The sequence below is a fragment of the Gayadomonas joobiniege G7 genome (assembly GCF_000300815.1).
GTDB lineage: Bacteria > Pseudomonadota > Gammaproteobacteria > Enterobacterales > Alteromonadaceae > Catenovulum > Catenovulum joobiniege.
In genome coordinates, this window is sequence record NZ_AMRX01000001.1 from 554,130 (window position 1) to 570,265 (window position 16,136).

Here is a 16,136-nt window from a genome sequence, read left to right on the forward strand (position 1 = left end):
CCTTGAGTGACTCACTTTGGCAGAATTGTTTAGATTCGCTGCAACGGGAATTACCTTCGCAACAATACAATATGTGGGTTCGCCCGCTGCAGGTTTTAGCGCAGGCCAATGAAATTACACTCTATGCACCTAATAAATTTGTTTTAGATTGGGTGCGGGACAAGTATTCAGATCGAATTAACGAGCTTATTATTGAATTTTCTGGCGCGAATCCGCCGGTATTAAAGCTTGAAGTTGGCTCGCGTCCAGCGGCGCCTGTGAATAACCCTAAACTAGAGCTTGGTAACGGGCAAGGAGAGCGTGCTCATCAAGTGCATCGTCCGACGAGTACAAACAATCCTGGATTTAGTATCAATGCAGCTCAGGTAGGGCAAACACCTCCAAGTATTCGGTCAAATTTAAGGGAAAACTATACCTTTGATAATTTTGTTGAAGGTAAATCAAACCAATTAGCGCGCGCTGCGGCGACACAGGTTGCCGACAACCCGGGTACAGCATACAACCCGCTCTTTTTATACGGTAGTACTGGGTTAGGTAAAACGCACTTAATGCATGCTGTCGGCAACGAAATTAGACAGCGCAATCCAGATGCGAAAGTTGTTTATATGCATTCAGAACGTTTTGTGCAAGATATGGTCAAAGCGCTGCAAACCAATTCGATTGAAGAGTGGAAGCGACATTATCGTTCGGTTGACGCTTTGTTGATTGATGATATCCAGTTTTTTTCTGGTAAAGAACGATCTCAAGAAGAATTTTTCCACACCTTTAACGCGTTATTAGAGGGTAATCACCAGGTTATTTTAACCAGTGACCGTTATCCCAAAGAAATTGAAAATGTTGCTGATCGTTTAAAGTCTCGTTTTGGGTGGGGATTAACTATAATTATTGAGCCACCTGAGCTAGAAACGCGTGTTGCGATTTTAATGAAAAAAGCGCAAGAATCTAATTTTGTTTTGCCAAATGAAGTGGCATTTTTTATTGCAAAACGTCTGCGATCTAATGTGCGAGATCTAGAAGGTGCACTGAACAGGGTTATAGCAAATGCCAATTTTACCGGCCGTCCTATGACGATTGATTTTGCCAAAGATGCCTTGCGCGATATGCTCGCATTACAAGAAAAACTCGTTACAATAGAGAACATACAGAAAACAGTTGCGGAATATTATAAAATTAAGTTGGTTGATATGTCGTCTAAAAGTCGTAGCCGAAGTGTTGCACGACCTCGACAAATAGCAATGGCTCTTTCAAAAGAATTAACCAACCATAGTTTGCCAGAAATAGGTGCTGCATTCGGTGGGCGCGATCACACAACAGTGTTACACGCATGTCGAAAGGTAAATGATTTACGTGAAAATAATCACGATGTTAAAGAGGACTATTCAAATTTGGTCCGCACTTTATCGTCGTAAATATTGGATAATAAAAATATGAAATTTTCAGTTAGCCGAGAAGATATACTCAAGCCGCTTCAACTTGCTACCGGAACAGTCGAAAAACGACATACCTTACCTATATTGTCTAATGTACTGTTAGATATAAGTGATGGGGTGTTGGCCATTACAGGTACCGACTTAGAGGTCGAGTTAGTTTCTTCTGTGGAGCTGGTTCAGGCGTCTGAAGATGGTCAGGTGACTGTACCTGCACGTAAATTATTTGATATTTGTCGTGGTTTAAGTGATGCATCCCTTATTGAATTTAAATTAGAGGATAACAAACTTAAAGTTAAATCTGGTAAAAGTCGTTATTCATTGTCTACTCTGCCAGCCAAAGATTTTCCTAATTTAGAAGAGTGGAAGAGTGAAATTAATTTTGCAATCCATCAAAATGATCTTAAACACTTAATTAATAGCACCTCGTTTTCAATGGCCAACCAAGATGTCCGATATTATTTAAATGGGATGTCAATGGAAACTCAAGGAAACGAATTAAGATGCGTGACAACCGATGGTCACCGTTTAGCGTTGGCCCGCTTTAAATTGGCAGACGAAAATTTAGACGAAAGCCAGGTTATTATTCCACGAAAAGGCGTGACGGAAATTAGTCGTTTGATTGAAGATAATGACGACAATATTTATATCTCTTTGGGTAGCAATCATATCCGCGTTAGCTCGTCGAGTTTTACCTTTACCAGTAAATTGGTTGACGGACGTTTCCCAGATTATCGACGAGTATTGCCTAAAGGCGGTGATAAAGAAATAATTGCTGATAAAAGTGTTTTAAAACAAGCGTTTGCTCGTGCTGCGATTTTATCTAATGAAAAGTTTAGAGGGGTTCGGTTAAATCTTTCTAACAACCAATTAATGATTACAGCCACAAACCCAGAACAAGAACTAGCCGAAGAAATGGTAGAAGTTAATTACCAAGGTGAAGAATTAGAAATAGGGTTTAACGTTGCATATATCCTAGATGTGTTAAATGCACTTGAATCCGATCAAGTTAAAATTACATTGGGCGATTCAAATAGCAGTGGTTTAATTGAAGACAATAATGATGAATCAGCTGTCTATGTTGTTATGCCAATGAGGTTATAATTTAACCTCATTTTATATATGTATATTTCTCGGCTTGTGATACAAAACGTTCGCAATGTCAGTCATCTAGACATTTCTTTAAACGACAAGTTTAATGTTATAGTGGGTGAAAACGGCAGTGGTAAAACGTCGTTTTTAGAATCTATCCACTTATTAGGTTTTGGTCGTTCATTTCGAAAATCAAAAAACAGTGAACTGATTAATTTTTCCGAAACTCAATTGACGGTTCACGCTGCTGCTCGTTTTAAAAAGTCCGATACTGTAAAACAATCGTTCGGGATTAGTAAGTTTAAAAATGGGGATAATCAGATTCGGGTAAAAGGGCAAAAGGTCGCGAGACTGAGCGAATTATCCAGTTATTTTCCTATTATTAGCTTCACGAACGATAGCTTAGATTTGATTGAAGGAAGTCCAAGTTTTCGTAGACGATTAATTGATTGGTTAGTGTTTCACGTGGAACAATCAACAAATTGCTCTGCTGTTTATCGAGATTATGCTCGTGTACTAGAACAACGTAACTCAGCACTAAGGCATCATAAAATAGAATTAGTTAAAAGTTTTGACCAGCAATTGATTAAGTTAAACGCGAACATTCATTCCTATCGCCAACAAATGGTTGCTCAACTTAACGACGAATTTAATCAACAATTTAAAAGCTTGGATGATAAATTTTTAAACTCAGATGTTAAATTAATTTACAAAGCGGGATGGAATACCTCACAATCATATTCTGATATAATAGCAGACACCCTAGCTCAGGACTTAAAACGAAAAACCACTAGCTATGGGGTGCACAGAGATGATGTATTATTTTTAATAGATGATAGAAATATAAAACATCTTTTATCTCGAGGAGAAAGCAAGCGTTTTGTTTTAGCTCTATTGTTAGCCGCAGAACGGTTAATTTTTAAAATGACCGATAAAAACTGTATTTGGCTCTTTGACGATATATGCGCAGAGCTTGATTTCGATTCCATTAAAAAAACATTTGAGCTGGTTGCAGATTTAGACAATCAGATGTTTTTTAGTTGTATTGAAAAAGATTTAGATTTAATAAAACAAGTAGTAACAAGAAACAATTTTTATTCTGTGTTTCACGTGAAACATGGACAATTATTAGAGTAGGGTCAGCAAATGTCAGAATATGATTCGTCATCGATAAAAGTCTTAAAAGGCTTAGATGCTGTTAGAAAAAGACCAGGTATGTATATTGGTGATACCGATGACGGCACCGGTTTACATCACATGGTGTTTGAGGTTGTTGATAACAGTATAGATGAGGCCCTTGCAGGTCACTGTAAGGATATTTTAGTTACCATTCATTCAGACGGTTCGGTTTCTGTACGAGATGATGGACGGGGTATTCCAACAGAAATTCACTCAGAAGAAGGCGTATCAGCGGCGCAAGTCATAATGACAGTTTTGCACGCAGGTGGTAAATTTGATGATAACTCTTATAAAGTGTCCGGCGGTTTGCACGGCGTTGGTGTTTCGGTTGTAAATGCACTTTCTGAAAAACTGCAATTAACAATTCGCCGTCAAGGTAAAGTCCATCAGCAAAAATATCATTTAGGTGAACCAGAAAACCCACTTGCTGTCATTGGTGAAACAGAAGATTCGGGCACAGAAATTCGTTTTTGGCCTTCGCACGAAATTTTTACTGATACTGTCTTTCATTATGACATACTGGCAAAACGCCTTCGTGAATTGAGTTTTTTAAACTCGGGCGTATCTATTAAATTAACTGACGAAAGAGATGGAAAAAATGATCACTTTAAATACGAAGGTGGCATTCAAGCTTTTGTAGAATACTTAAACCGTAAAAAAACACCTATCCATAAAAGTGTTTTTCATTTTATTACTGAGCGTGAAGACGGCATAACAGTAGAAGTAAGCTGTCAATGGAATGATAGTTTCCAAGAAAACATTTTTTGTTTTACGAATAATATTCCACAACGAGATGGCGGTACTCACTTAGCGGGATTCCGTTCTGCATTGACACGGACTTTAAACTCTTTCATGGAGAAAGAGGGATTGTCGAAAAAAGCAAAAGTTGCTACAACAGGTGATGATTCGCGAGAAGGTTTAACTGCTGTTGTTTCTGTTAAAGTGCCTGATCCTAAATTCTCATCTCAGACTAAAGACAAACTCGTATCATCCGAAGTTAAAAGTGCCGTTGAACAGGCCATGGGTGAAAAGTTAAATGACTTTTTATTAGAAAACCCAGCGGATGTTAAATCGATCGTTAGTAAAATTATGGACGCAGCTAGAGCGCGTGAAGCTGCCCGAAAAGCTCGTGAAATGACTCGCCGAAAAGGTGCGTTAGACATTGCTGGTTTACCTGGCAAACTAGCCGATTGCCAAGAAAAAGATCCAGCGCTTTCTGAACTTTATATAGTGGAGGGTGACTCTGCGGGTGGTTCAGCAAAACAAGGTCGTAACCGTAAAAACCAAGCGATATTGCCACTAAAAGGTAAAATATTAAATGTTGAAAAAGCACGTTTTGATAAGATGCTTTCTTCACAAGAAGTAGGTACGTTAATCACTGCACTGGGCTGTGGTATTGGGCGTGATGAGTATGATCCTGATAAATTAAGATATCATTCAATTATTTTAATGACGGATGCTGATGTTGATGGTTCACACATTCGTACTTTATTGCTGACTTTCTTTTATCGCCAAATGCCAGAGATTATAGAGCGCGGTCATATTTTTATTGCTCAGCCACCTTTATTTAAAGTTAAAAAAGGCAAACAAGAGCAATATATTAAAGATGAAGCGGCCTACGAAGCTTATTTAACAAACCTAGCTTTAGATGGTGCTGAATTGTATGTTAATGCCGATGCGCCTGCTATTTCAGGCCAAGCATTAGAGCAGATCGTAAAAGACTATCAAGTTTGTGAGCACATTGTTGAGCGACTCTCTAGAACGCTGAATAGTTATTTAGTTAACGAATTTAAGACGGCAGAACAATTAACGGAAAGCTCACTAAAAGACAAAGAGTATGTCGAAAACTGGGCAAATCAGATTGCAGCAAAGCTGGAATCAAGCAAAGATGGTAGTTCAATCTTTAATCATGAAGTTATTTTAGACCCAGAAGTGCAACTCTATATACCACGCTTTAATGTAAGAACCCATGGTGTTGATCATGTTTATAACTTGGATTTAGATTTTATCAATTCGGCCGATTATAAAACCATTTGTAAAACTGGCCAGATGATATCTGAATTAGTTGAAGAGGGTGCTTATATTAAACGCGGTGAGCGTGTTTACCCAATCCAAACTTTTGATGAAGGTTTGAACTGGTTAATGAAGGAGTCTAAAAAAGGCTTATATATCCAGCGCTATAAAGGGCTAGGTGAGATGAACGCAGACCAACTTTGGGAAACCACAATGGACCCAGGTAGTCGCCGTATGCTTAAAGTCACCATTGAAGATGCTATCGGTGCCGACCAGTTGTTCTCAACCTTAATGGGTGACCAAGTTGAACCTCGTCGAGAGTTTATTGAAACAAACGCATTAAATGTCGTGAACCTAGACGTGTAAACGAACAATATTTAAGTTTTTCAAAAGCCGACAATTTGTCGGCTTTTTTGATCTAGAATAATGTAATGTAAGCAAAAGGGTTTTATAGTAGGGGGTGAAAAAAGTTTAGCAGTCATTTAGGAAGTTGTAGAATGCAAGAAGCTGCACTAAATAACCAAGAAGTTCAAATAGCAGATGGTCAGGAGTTAGTATCAACAACAGATTTACGAGGTGTGATCACTTACGTAAACGAAGCGTTTTGTGCTGTAAGCGGGTATAGTAAAGAAGAACTCATAGGAAAAAACCATAATATAATTCGCCATCCTGACATGCCTAAACATGCATTTTCTGAATTGTGGGGGCATTTAAAAGACAATAAATCTTGGCGAGGATTAGTGAAAAATCGCTGTAAAAATGGCAGTTATTACTGGGTCGACGCATATGTAACGCCCATTATTCAAAACCATAGAGTTGTCGGTTATCAATCGGTAAGAATTAAAGCCAGAGATCAAGATAAACACAAAGCCGAGCTGATATACCAAAAGCTACAAAATAACAAAACGGTAAGTCACCAAGTCAATTTTAATACTAAACATATTGTTGCGATAAGCTCGTTACTCACCTTAATAATAATGCAATTGTATAGCTTTGGCTGGCAATCTTGTCTCATTCCTGTATTAATGACTTTGGCTTTTTATTTATCTTATCGGGTCTCAATTTTTGAAACCCCTAATCTATTGGCAGAACTTGACCAAAAATATAAAAGCATTACCCGTACAATAACGTTTGGTAATAAAGAGCCTGCAGTGATTCGATACGCATTGGCGTTACAAGATGCCAAAAACAGAACCGTTATTGGTCGTTTTACCGCTTTAACTGACGAACTAAATTTTGTTTCGGGAGGGCTAAGTGAAAACATTAGTGTCTCGGCAAATAATCGACGAAAAGCGCAAGAAGAGCTTTCACAAGTAGCAGCTGCGGTCAACGAAATGTCGAGCACGGCTAAAGAAATTGCGCACAATACAGTGCAAACTTCGGATCAAGTCGACAATACTAATACGGCGTGTGCATCATTATCGGAGAACTTTGTGCAAACGTCTGAAGCCATGCGTAGGTTAGCTCAGCAAGTAGAAGAAGCGTCAAGTTCAGCTGACGAATTAAAATCTTTAGCAGAAAAAGTAAAAATAGTTATGGATGAAATTGATGGTATTGCGGATCAAACTAATTTATTAGCTTTAAATGCTGCTATTGAAGCTGCCCGTGCAGGTGAACATGGCCGAGGGTTCTCGGTAGTCGCTGACGAGGTCAGAGCGCTTTCTGCCCGTAGTCAAGAATCAGCGAAAACCATTAAAAATAATATTGATGCCATGTATTTAGGGATTGATAAATGGCAAGTAAGCATGAATCAAAATTACCATTCTGCTATTGCTTGCAATGAGTCAGTTTCACAAGCCAGCAATATGGTTGGAGAAGTCACTGGCATGGTTGATCAGATCTCTGATTTGGCACGTCAAATAGCAACGGCGGCCGAAGAGCAAGAAGTGGTTTCAGAAGAAATTAACCGCAATATTCAACAACTGAATATGCTTTCAGAAAGTGATCTTGAAAGGGTTAATAGCCAAGAACAGGGGGCTGAAAGTTTGCTTAAAATGACAGAGCAAATTAGTAGTATAGGTCAAACTTTTTCAAATAAATAAAACTCGTGATGCGTTTAGGGGATTCGACTAAACGCACTGAACCGAAACACTATTAATCAAATCTATGCTGATAGCTGGCAATTTCTTGTAAAAACAAGTCACCATACTTTTCTAACTTTTGTTTTCCGACCCCATTTACTTTTAACATTGCTTGGCGACTATCCGGTACTTTGATACACATGTCTACTAAGGTTGCATCATTAAAAATAATATAACTGGGTAGATCGTATTCGTCAGCGATTTGTTTTCTTAGCTGTCTGAGTCGTTCAAATAAACGTTTATCGTAGTTTTGTTTAAGCCAAGGTTTTTCTTTTTGAGAGATGACAGCGGCTTTGTCTATTTGTGGCAGTGCCAGTTTTAATTCAACTTCACCACGCAAGATAGGGCGAGCGCGTTCGGTAAGCTTTAAATGAGCGTTGTCGGTTATATCAATTCTAACTAGACCACAATGAACTAACTGACGCAGAATACTTAACCAGTATTCTGGGCTTTTATCTTTGCCTATGCCATGCACGCTAAGTTTATTGTGTTGATGCTCTCTTACCCGCTGATTTTTAGCGCCCCGTAATACTTCAACAATATAGTTAAAACCAGAAGCTTGGCCCGTTCGATAAATACAAGATAACGCTTTTTGTGCATCTTCTAAACCATCGTACTGCTGAGGTGGGTTTAAACAGATATCACAGTTACCGCAGGCTTGATTAATCGCTTCGCCAAAATAATTTAATAGCACCATACGTCGACAGGTTTGGCTATGCGCAAGTGAGACCATCGAAGAGAATTTATTTTCTTCCAGTTCTGCTCTGTCGGCATTTGGGTTTTGAGAAATCATCCAGCGCACTCTTTCAATATCTGATTCATCAAACAATAGTAAAGCCTCACTATCAAGGCCATCCCTTCCTGCTCGGCCAGTTTCTTGATAATAGCCTTCAATAGAGCGGGGAATGTCATAATGCACAACATATCTTACATCGGGTTTATTTATTCCCATGCCAAAAGCGACGGTTGCAACCATCACTTCCACGTTGTCTCTCAACCAATTAGTTTGTGCTTGCTTACGTTGCTCAAGCGTGAATCCTGCATGATAAGCAGTGGCTTTAATTTGGTGGCGAGATAAAAACGCTTGTACCTCTTCAACACGTTTACGCGAGCTACAGTAAACAATGCCAGATTGTTTTGCATGTTTTTGGATATAGTCTTTAAGTTGCGTGAGTGCACTAAATTTTTCTTGTTGGATATAGCGAATGTTGGGCCGGTCAAAACTGGCGATATACTTATAACAATTTTGCAGGTTAAGAAGATTGATAATGTCTTCTTGAGTTGTATCATCTGCAGTTGCTGTTAAGGCCATAATAGGAGTGCGAGGAAAATAGCTTTTTAAGGTTCCAAGTTGCGCGTAATCAGGTCTAAAGTCATGCCCCCATTGTGAAACACAATGCGCTTCGTCGATTGCGATTAAATTAATATTAAAATGTAACAAACGATTGAGAGTGTGGGGCTGTAATAATTTTTCCGGCGCTATATATAAAATTTTAATTTGGTCATGTGACAACTGATTATACAAATCGTCTTGTGCAGCAAAATCTAATGTCGAATTTAAACAGGCAGCCGAAACACCAAACTGGTTTAATTGATCAACTTGATCCTGCATTAACGCGATAAGGGGGGAGATCACCAAGGCAAAACCTGAATTAACAAGCGCAGGTATTTGATAACAAATTGACTTACCAGAACCTGTTGGAAGTACCGCCAAACAATCTGTCTTATTTAAAATTGAATCTATGATTTCAGCTTGGCCTTGACGGAAACTTTCGTAACCAAAAACTGACTTTAAAGTATTGAGTGCAGTGGGCTGCAAAATAACTCCTGAATTAAGATTTTCTGGCGCTGATAAAAAGACTGACAGGCACGTTAAAATAATCTGCAAATGCCTGCATATGGCGAATCGTTAATTGACGTTTGTGATTAACCAACTCAGAAATAATACTCTGAGGCACAATATGGTTTAAGTCTTTTTGCCGTGTTGAATGTTTTTTCATCAAGTCAGCTAATACCTGATTTGGGGTTTTTTCAGAGTTAGACTCATAACTTTCAATGTTATTGATTAACGCGTCCAGCATAGCAGCCAAAAGTTGATTATCGGCCAGATCTACTTCACTTAATTGCTCTGCAAGCTCCAGCGCTGTGATTAGACTTGCTTCATCCGCGATCGGTATAAGCGCATTTGAGATTAACTGGCAAAGTGCGCTCGCTTTATCATAGTCAGTGCCCTGATATGGCTTAAGCAATTGTTCAATTTGGTTTATATCGTATTGAGATGTCATTTGGTATTTTGGTTTATATCATAATGATATATTTTATTTTACCCGTTTAAAACCTAAATGCCAATCAGGATTTACAGTTTCAGGTGGTCGAATAAATGTTACTATTAACGCGAATTTTAAAATTGGGCCGAGGCAAAATGCAATATAAAGACTTGCGAGATTTTATTCAGCAACTAGAAAAGATGGGTGAATTAAAACGTATTAGCCAACCGATCTCAACTCATTTAGAAATGACAGAAATCAGCGATCGTGTATTAAGAGCACAAGGGCCGGCTTTATTATTTGAGAACCCCGAGGGATTTAACGTGCCGGTACTATGTAATTTGTTTGGCACACCAGAGCGGGTCGCTATGGCGATGGGACAAACTTCTGTTAGTGCGTTAAGAGAAGTGGGCCAACTACTGGCGATGTTAAAAGAGCCAGAACCGCCACAAGGATTTAAAGATGCATTTGCCAAACTTCCGGTTTATAAACAAGTGCTGAATATGGCACCTAAAAAAGTCAAAAAGGCACCTTGTCAGGAGGTTGTTTTAGAAGACGAAAATATCGATTTAACGAAACTGCCAATCCAACATTGCTGGCCAGAAGATGTAGCGCCTTTAATCACCTGGGGTTTAACTGTTACTAAAGGTCCTTTTAAAAAGCGCCAGAATTTAGGTATTTATAGGCAACAATTGCTTGGTAAAAATAAAGTTATTATGCGTTGGCTATCACATCGTGGTGGTGCGTTAGACTTTCAAGAATTTAAAAAACAGCATCCAGGTGAAAAATTTCCGGTATCTGTGGCCTTAGGTGCCGATCCAGCGACTATTTTGGGTGCAGTAACGCCAGTACCAGATACCTTGTCAGAATATGCATTTGCAGGTTTGTTAAGAGGCGCAAATACAGAAGTGGTTAAATGTATCAGCAATGAGTTACAGGTGCCCGCGAGTGCAGAGATTGTTTTAGAAGGTTACATAGATCCGGACGAAACTGCTGAAGAAGGGCCGTACGGTGATCACACTGGTTATTATAACGAAACCGACTATTTTCCGGTATTTACTGTCACTCATATCACTCAGCGCAAAGATCCTATTTACCACAGCACACATACGGGGCGACCACCTGACGAACCGGCGATTTTAGGGGTTGCATTAAATGAAGTTTTTGTCCCTATTTTAAAAAAGCAGTTTCCCGAAATAGAAGACTTTTACCTACCACCTGAAGGCTGTTCATATCGAATGGCAGTGGTTACCATGCGCAAACAATATCCAGGTCATGCTAAGCGTGTAATGATGGGGGTATGGTCATTTTTGCGGCAATTTATGTATACCAAATTTGTCATAGTCTGCGATCATGATATTAATGCCCGCGATTGGAAAGATGTTATTTGGGCCATTACCACAAGGATGGATCCGGCTCGTGATACCACCTTGGTTGAAAACACCCCAATTGACTACCTTGATTTTGCTTCTCCAGTATCAGGCCTAGGATCAAAAATGGGCATGGATGCAACTAACAAATGGCCCGGCGAAACAGATAGAGAATGGGGACGGGAAATAAAAATGGATGAGACAGTCAAACAAAAAATAGATGAGTTATGGCCAACGCTAGGTTTGTAGCATAATGAACAATGTGCAAATCGAAATTGTCCCTGACGGTGTCCGTTTTGAAGCTGAACCACTTGAAACGATTGTTGATGCAGCGATCCGTAATAAAGTTAATTTGCCATACGAATGTTTGTACGGGAGTTGTCGGCGCTGTATTTGTAAGTTAGAAGCCGGACGGGTAAGCTATGGGGATAGTGCGTATATTTTTACCGATGAAGAAATAGCACAGCAACTTGTGATTGCCTGCATTGCGTACCCGTTAACCGATTTAAAAATAAGTTTATTAAACCAGGATTAGTTATGAGTCAGTTTGAATGCTCAGTCAGCTCTATTGAGCCCTTGACCGAGTTTGTGAATAAAGTCATTTTGAAACCCGCCACACAGATTCAATTTCAAGCGGGGCAATACATAGAAGTTGTGCTGAGTGAGAACGATAAACGTCCTTTTTCGATCGCAAACAGCCCGTTGCAAAATGACTATATAGAACTGCATATTGGTGCAGCGCAAAAAGACGAGTTTAGTTCGGCTGCGATGCAACATATCAAAGATAACGACAAAGTTTTATTAAAAGGCCCAAATGGCAATGCTTTTTTGCAAAAACAGGAACACTGTCCAATAATTTTATTGGCTGGTGGAACTGGGTTTAGCTATGTGAAGTCTATAGCTGAAACTTTATTAGCACAAAATTTTTCTCAGCCTGTATTTTTATATTGGGGATTAAGAAGTGAAGATGCTGTGTATGAACTAGAGCACTGGTATCAAGCAGAACAACAGCATGCAAACTTTAAATTTATTCCCGTTATTGAAAATGCGCAGGCTACTTGGTCTGGCCGCACCGGATTGGTCATTGATGCTGTATTAAATGATTTTACGTCACTTCATGACTATCATATTTATAGTGCAGGACCATTTGCTATGGTGGGCAAAGCTCGTAAACAATTTGTTGAGCGCGGTCTTCAAAAAGCAAATATGTTTGCAGATGCGTTTGCATTTATCGACGATTAAATTTAGGTAATTAATAGGGGCAGGGAGTATGGATAGTTCTACAAAGCTCGCAGGTAAAAAGATTTTGGTGGTTGATGATGATTTACCCTTACTGCAATTTTTAGGTGAAGTCTTTAATTTTTTTGGCTGTGATGTCAGCATGGCCGAATCGGGACAGCGGGGATTAGAGTTGGCGGCAGAGCAACCTTATGATCTGATCCTTAGTGATTTAGTGATGCCTGGAGAGTTGAACGGGGCTCAGTTTGCCAATGCAGTGTTACAACAAAAACCAGACACTGCAATTATATTTATGAGCGGGTATGTTGATGATAAAATGGAGATAAATGAACGTTTGTCTGACATCCCTATTATTCAAAAACCCTTTCGTAAACGAGAGTTGTTAACGCAGATTGATTTAGTTTTACACTAGATCATATTTTATGGATAAAAACTTGATTAGAAGTCTATGTGGATTGGTGTTGTGGCTGATAATCGGCACACAAACCGGATATGCCATAACACCAAAAGTTAATTTAGCATTTGATAGTCGAGTTTTTGCCAGCCAAAATGAGATGACACCGCAGCAGGTGTACCAACATTTTAAAAACACCGAAATCCCCTATTATAAAGCCGAATATATAAATCCTGGGCATCAGGATATTGTTACTTGGGTTTTAATGGAGATCCCGCAGTTAATTAAACAAAAAGATTATTTGTTAGAGCTAGCGCGAGGCAAAGCTCGCGAAATTTCAGCTTATTCAATTGAAACAAATGGTAAAATTAAGCAGCTACCAGAGCTCAACCCGTATAACCATAATCCAGTTTTTATACTGGATAGCCCACAACCTCAAATCGCTTATATTTTAATAAAAATGGACCATAGTGTTGGCGTGTTTAAACCAGTGCTGTGGGATAGCCATGAATATATTTATCAGAGTTGGTCAATCCTCACCCTGACGGGCATATTTTTTGGCATATTGATTTGTTTGGCTGTATATAACTTGGTGATTTATTTTGCCGTTCGCCAGCAAGCTTATATTTGGTATGCATTGTATATTTTAGCCTTGATTATCTGGCGTGGCTCTATTTTAGGGTATGCCAATTTTATTGGCATACCGCATTACCCAGCGCAGATTTATATAACAGAGCCCTTAGTATTGCTTGATATGCTATTCGCTTTGTTATTTTGCATGCATTTTTTAGGCACAGCAAAATTGTCTTATCGATTAGACAAAATCATGTATTTGATGTGTTGGTTTATCGGTGGCAGTGCGTTAATTTCTCCTGCATTATCAAGTCAGGCGTCTATTACATTAATCGCCATAGGTTTAATTTTATGTGTTCCGCTTTGTGTTATATCGGCGTTTTGGGCATTTATAAAAGGGGTTCGAGCGGCAAAATTTTATCTGCTATCTTGGCTACCCTTAATCGTAGGTGTTGTAATCGTTCAACTTACCGTGTGGAAAGTCATCCCAAGCAATCAATTTGCGGTTACCTTAATTCATTACGCTATTATATTAGAAGTGTTTTTGATGTCGCTCGCATTGGCCGATAAGCTTAGATACGAACAAAACCAAAAAAATCGTTACACGACTCACGACCCAGTGACACTTTTACCAAACCGCAACTTAGTTGATATTTCGCTAGAAAATGCCAAAGCTTATAAAGGGTTTGTGGTTTACGTTATTCAACTTAAACATATGCGTTTGTTCGAACAAAATTATGGTTATGCGGTCACCAATGCCTTATTACGAATAATTAGTCAAAAATTAACCGCATGGAGCAAAAATAATCGCAGAGCCGTTACCTTGGATGTGATTGATTTAGAAGCGCAAAAAGTAGGTTATTATCAAAATGGTCGTTTTATTGTTGGCCTGAGAGGTAAACAGCATGATTATAAGCGTTTGTGCCGTGAAATTAGCTTTATTTTTAGTTCACCAATTATCGTTGAAAAAATTAAAATTGATGTAGCAGTTAGTATTGGAGTTAGCCAATATCCTGATCATGGCAGAGAAATCAGTGAGTTGATAGAAAATGCTCAGCGCGCGGCAACAGACTCAGCAAACCGCCTCAGCCTCTGTTTAATGTTTTCTGAACATCAACTTGCATCAAACCAAAGTGAATGTCGGCAGCTTCAGGCGCTAACTATTGATCTGGACGATAAGGTTAATTTTTGCCTTAAATTTATTCCTATTAGTCGATTAGAAAATGAGACACCGCTGATCCAAGAGTCTAGGTTGTATTGGTATCACCAAAATGAGCAAAAGTATCGCGAACTGCCCGAATTTAAACCTTATAACTCAACACTTCAATGGGAGTTGGTTTTTTTACATTTACAAAGTTTATTGCACTATCTTAAATGCCAGAAAAAAGTGGTCGAAAAAATCTATTTTCCGTTAGAGCTAAATTTACTGGCCGACGAAAATTGGTTTAACAAACTATCCGAGTTGATTGTTAGTGATAGAGTGATTTTGGCTAATGTCGTTTTTAAAATGTACACACAAAGTCATACTTTAACACTAAGTTCTGAGTTGTTAGACGAACGTTTAACGCGTTTGCAAAGTATGAGTGCGCTTATGGTCATCGAAGTGGCATCGTCAACAGATGTTTGTCTGCGCTGGCTGCATAAAGAATATTGGTTGCACTGGTTGACCGGGTCGAATGATTTAGCTTTTGTAGACTATTTATTGTACCTCGCCGCTCGCCACGAGCACTTATTATCTATTGACGAAACCATCATAAAAAATCTTAATAAAAATATTAAAAACAATTTGTTAGGGTATTCTAGGCAGATAAGAAATAAACAGCTTGTAGCAGTGGTAGATGAAGAATTTTGGCAACGAACAGGGGAGCATTGACAGCGATAATGCAAACATTTAATGGCCAAAAAATACTCTTTATAGAAGCGCAAATTGGGCAAAATGACGATTTGATAAACACACTGATTGAGCAGGGGCTCACAGTGATAGATGCGGCCTTTCAAAATCAATTGAATAAATTGTTTGGGCTACACAGATTTGATTTAATATTGTTGAACAGCCAAAGTGAATGTCGGATAGGCGAATTAAATACAACCAATATACCCGTTATCGAATTTAGCTCTGAACTTTCTGCTAAACAATTATTAGCTTTAATTCAAGCCGAGCTTGATCAATCAGAAGATGCAGACGGTTGGCAAGACGAAGATTATTTAATAGCACCAGATAGCGAGCTATTTAAAAGCTTACAAGCTGACTATATAAACTCGTTATTGCGAGACAAACAGCAGCTTATAGCTTGTTTTTGGCAGCAGGACTGGCATCAAATTGAGTTAATTGCTCATAAAATTAAAGGCAGTGCCGGTAATTTCGGCTTACAAACGATTGGCCGTACGGCACAAGCACTTAATGCGGCGTTAAAATTAAAACAGCAAGATACGGCACAACACTATTATTACGAGCTGATAAACGCATTAGCACAATTACAAGTCGCAAAATAAGCGCGGCG

The 16,136-nt window shown here is 38.9% G+C and carries 13 protein-coding genes; 11 read left to right on the forward strand and 2 right to left on the reverse strand.

Translation table 11 applies throughout. The features are described 5' to 3' along the window. Window positions 1-2: 2 nt before the first annotated feature. The 5 genes from dnaA to C727_RS0102755 all read left to right on the forward strand — a co-directional run bounded on the left by dnaA (window position 3) and on the right by C727_RS0102755 (window position 7,753). Window positions 3-1,409: a chromosomal replication initiator protein DnaA gene (gene dnaA, locus C727_RS0102735; RefSeq protein ID WP_017444096.1), complete on the forward strand. Its 1,407-nt coding sequence runs from the start codon at window positions 3-5 to the stop codon at window positions 1,407-1,409. A gap of 18 nt (window positions 1,410-1,427) precedes the next feature. Then, entirely contained in the window at window positions 1,428-2,531 is a 1,104-nt protein-coding gene (gene dnaN, locus C727_RS0102740) for a DNA polymerase III subunit beta (protein WP_017444097.1), read from the forward strand. Window positions 2,532-2,549: 18 nt separating this feature from the next. Then, window positions 2,550-3,656 (forward strand): DNA replication/repair protein RecF, encoded by a 1,107-nt coding sequence (gene recF / locus C727_RS0102745; protein WP_017444098.1) that lies wholly within the window; start codon window positions 2,550-2,552, stop codon window positions 3,654-3,656. 9 nt (window positions 3,657-3,665) lie between these two features. Continuing rightward, window positions 3,666-6,077 carry a DNA topoisomerase (ATP-hydrolyzing) subunit B gene (gene gyrB / locus C727_RS0102750; RefSeq protein WP_017444099.1) on the forward strand — a complete coding sequence of 804 codons (2,412 nt, stop codon included), beginning with the start codon at window positions 3,666-3,668 and terminating at the stop codon, window positions 6,075-6,077. Window positions 6,078-6,208: 131 nt separating this feature from the next. Beyond that, complete coding sequence (locus C727_RS0102755) at window positions 6,209-7,753, forward strand: methyl-accepting chemotaxis protein (protein ID WP_017444100.1); 1,545 nt, start codon at window positions 6,209-6,211, stop codon at window positions 7,751-7,753. Between the two features lie 52 nt (window positions 7,754-7,805). Here C727_RS0102755 and recQ read toward each other — a convergent pair whose 3' ends face one another. Together recQ and C727_RS0102765 are read right to left on the reverse strand one after the other, a co-directional pair. Beyond that, window positions 7,806-9,611: a DNA helicase RecQ gene (gene recQ / locus C727_RS0102760; protein WP_017444101.1), complete on the reverse strand. Its 1,806-nt coding sequence runs from the start codon at window positions 9,609-9,611 to the stop codon at window positions 7,806-7,808. Between the two features lie 13 nt (window positions 9,612-9,624). After that, window positions 9,625-10,077, reverse strand: a complete 453-nt coding sequence (locus C727_RS0102765; protein WP_017444102.1) for a helix-turn-helix domain-containing protein — start codon at window positions 10,075-10,077, stop codon at window positions 9,625-9,627. Between the two features lie 137 nt (window positions 10,078-10,214). Here C727_RS0102765 and ubiD point away from each other — a divergent pair, with 137 nt between their 5' ends. From ubiD to C727_RS0102795, 6 genes are read left to right on the forward strand one after another with little or no spacing between them, the layout of a single operon-like run. Further along, on the forward strand, window positions 10,215-11,678 hold the full coding sequence (gene ubiD / locus C727_RS0102770) for a 4-hydroxy-3-polyprenylbenzoate decarboxylase (protein WP_026052520.1): 1,464 nt from the start codon (window positions 10,215-10,217) through the stop codon (window positions 11,676-11,678). 4 nt (window positions 11,679-11,682) lie between these two features. Then, complete coding sequence (locus C727_RS0102775) at window positions 11,683-11,964, forward strand: 2Fe-2S iron-sulfur cluster-binding protein (protein ID WP_017444104.1); 282 nt, start codon at window positions 11,683-11,685, stop codon at window positions 11,962-11,964. A 2-nt stretch (window positions 11,965-11,966) separates the two neighbouring features. Next, window positions 11,967-12,671, forward strand: a complete 705-nt coding sequence (gene fre, locus C727_RS0102780) for an NAD(P)H-flavin reductase (protein ID WP_017444105.1) — start codon at window positions 11,967-11,969, stop codon at window positions 12,669-12,671. Window positions 12,672-12,699: 28 nt separating this feature from the next. Beyond that, window positions 12,700-13,080: a response regulator gene (locus tag C727_RS17835; protein WP_017444106.1), complete on the forward strand. Its 381-nt coding sequence runs from the start codon at window positions 12,700-12,702 to the stop codon at window positions 13,078-13,080. A 10-nt stretch (window positions 13,081-13,090) separates the two neighbouring features. Further along, on the forward strand, window positions 13,091-15,508 hold the full coding sequence (locus C727_RS0102790) for a sensor domain-containing diguanylate cyclase (protein WP_081579165.1): 2,418 nt from the start codon (window positions 13,091-13,093) through the stop codon (window positions 15,506-15,508). 8 nt (window positions 15,509-15,516) lie between these two features. Beyond that, window positions 15,517-16,128, forward strand: a complete 612-nt coding sequence (locus tag C727_RS0102795; RefSeq protein WP_155949152.1) for an Hpt domain-containing protein — start codon at window positions 15,517-15,519, stop codon at window positions 16,126-16,128. Window positions 16,129-16,136 lie beyond the last annotated feature (8 nt).

Excerpts from the sequence above, each read along its gene's own strand:
- dnaN (WP_017444097.1), top strand. The coding sequence starts at position 1,428 with ATGAAATTTTCAGTTAGCCGAGAAGATATACTCAAGCCGCTTCAACTT.
- recF (WP_017444098.1), top strand. The coding sequence starts at position 2,550 with ATGTATATTTCTCGGCTTGTGATACAAAACGTTCGCAATGTCAGTCAT.
- gyrB (WP_017444099.1), top strand. The coding sequence starts at position 3,666 with ATGTCAGAATATGATTCGTCATCGATAAAAGTCTTAAAAGGCTTAGAT.
- C727_RS0102755 (WP_017444100.1), top strand. The coding sequence starts at position 6,209 with ATGCAAGAAGCTGCACTAAATAACCAAGAAGTTCAAATAGCAGATGGT.
- C727_RS0102765 (WP_017444102.1), bottom strand. The coding sequence starts at position 10,077 with ATGACATCTCAATACGATATAAACCAAATTGAACAATTGCTTAAGCCA.
- ubiD (WP_026052520.1), top strand. The coding sequence starts at position 10,215 with ATGCAATATAAAGACTTGCGAGATTTTATTCAGCAACTAGAAAAGATG.
- C727_RS0102775 (WP_017444104.1), top strand. The coding sequence starts at position 11,683 with ATGAACAATGTGCAAATCGAAATTGTCCCTGACGGTGTCCGTTTTGAA.
- fre (WP_017444105.1), top strand. The coding sequence starts at position 11,967 with ATGAGTCAGTTTGAATGCTCAGTCAGCTCTATTGAGCCCTTGACCGAG.
- C727_RS17835 (WP_017444106.1), top strand. The coding sequence starts at position 12,700 with ATGGATAGTTCTACAAAGCTCGCAGGTAAAAAGATTTTGGTGGTTGAT.
- C727_RS0102790 (WP_081579165.1), top strand. The coding sequence starts at position 13,091 with ATGGATAAAAACTTGATTAGAAGTCTATGTGGATTGGTGTTGTGGCTG.
- C727_RS0102795 (WP_155949152.1), top strand. The coding sequence starts at position 15,517 with ATGCAAACATTTAATGGCCAAAAAATACTCTTTATAGAAGCGCAAATT.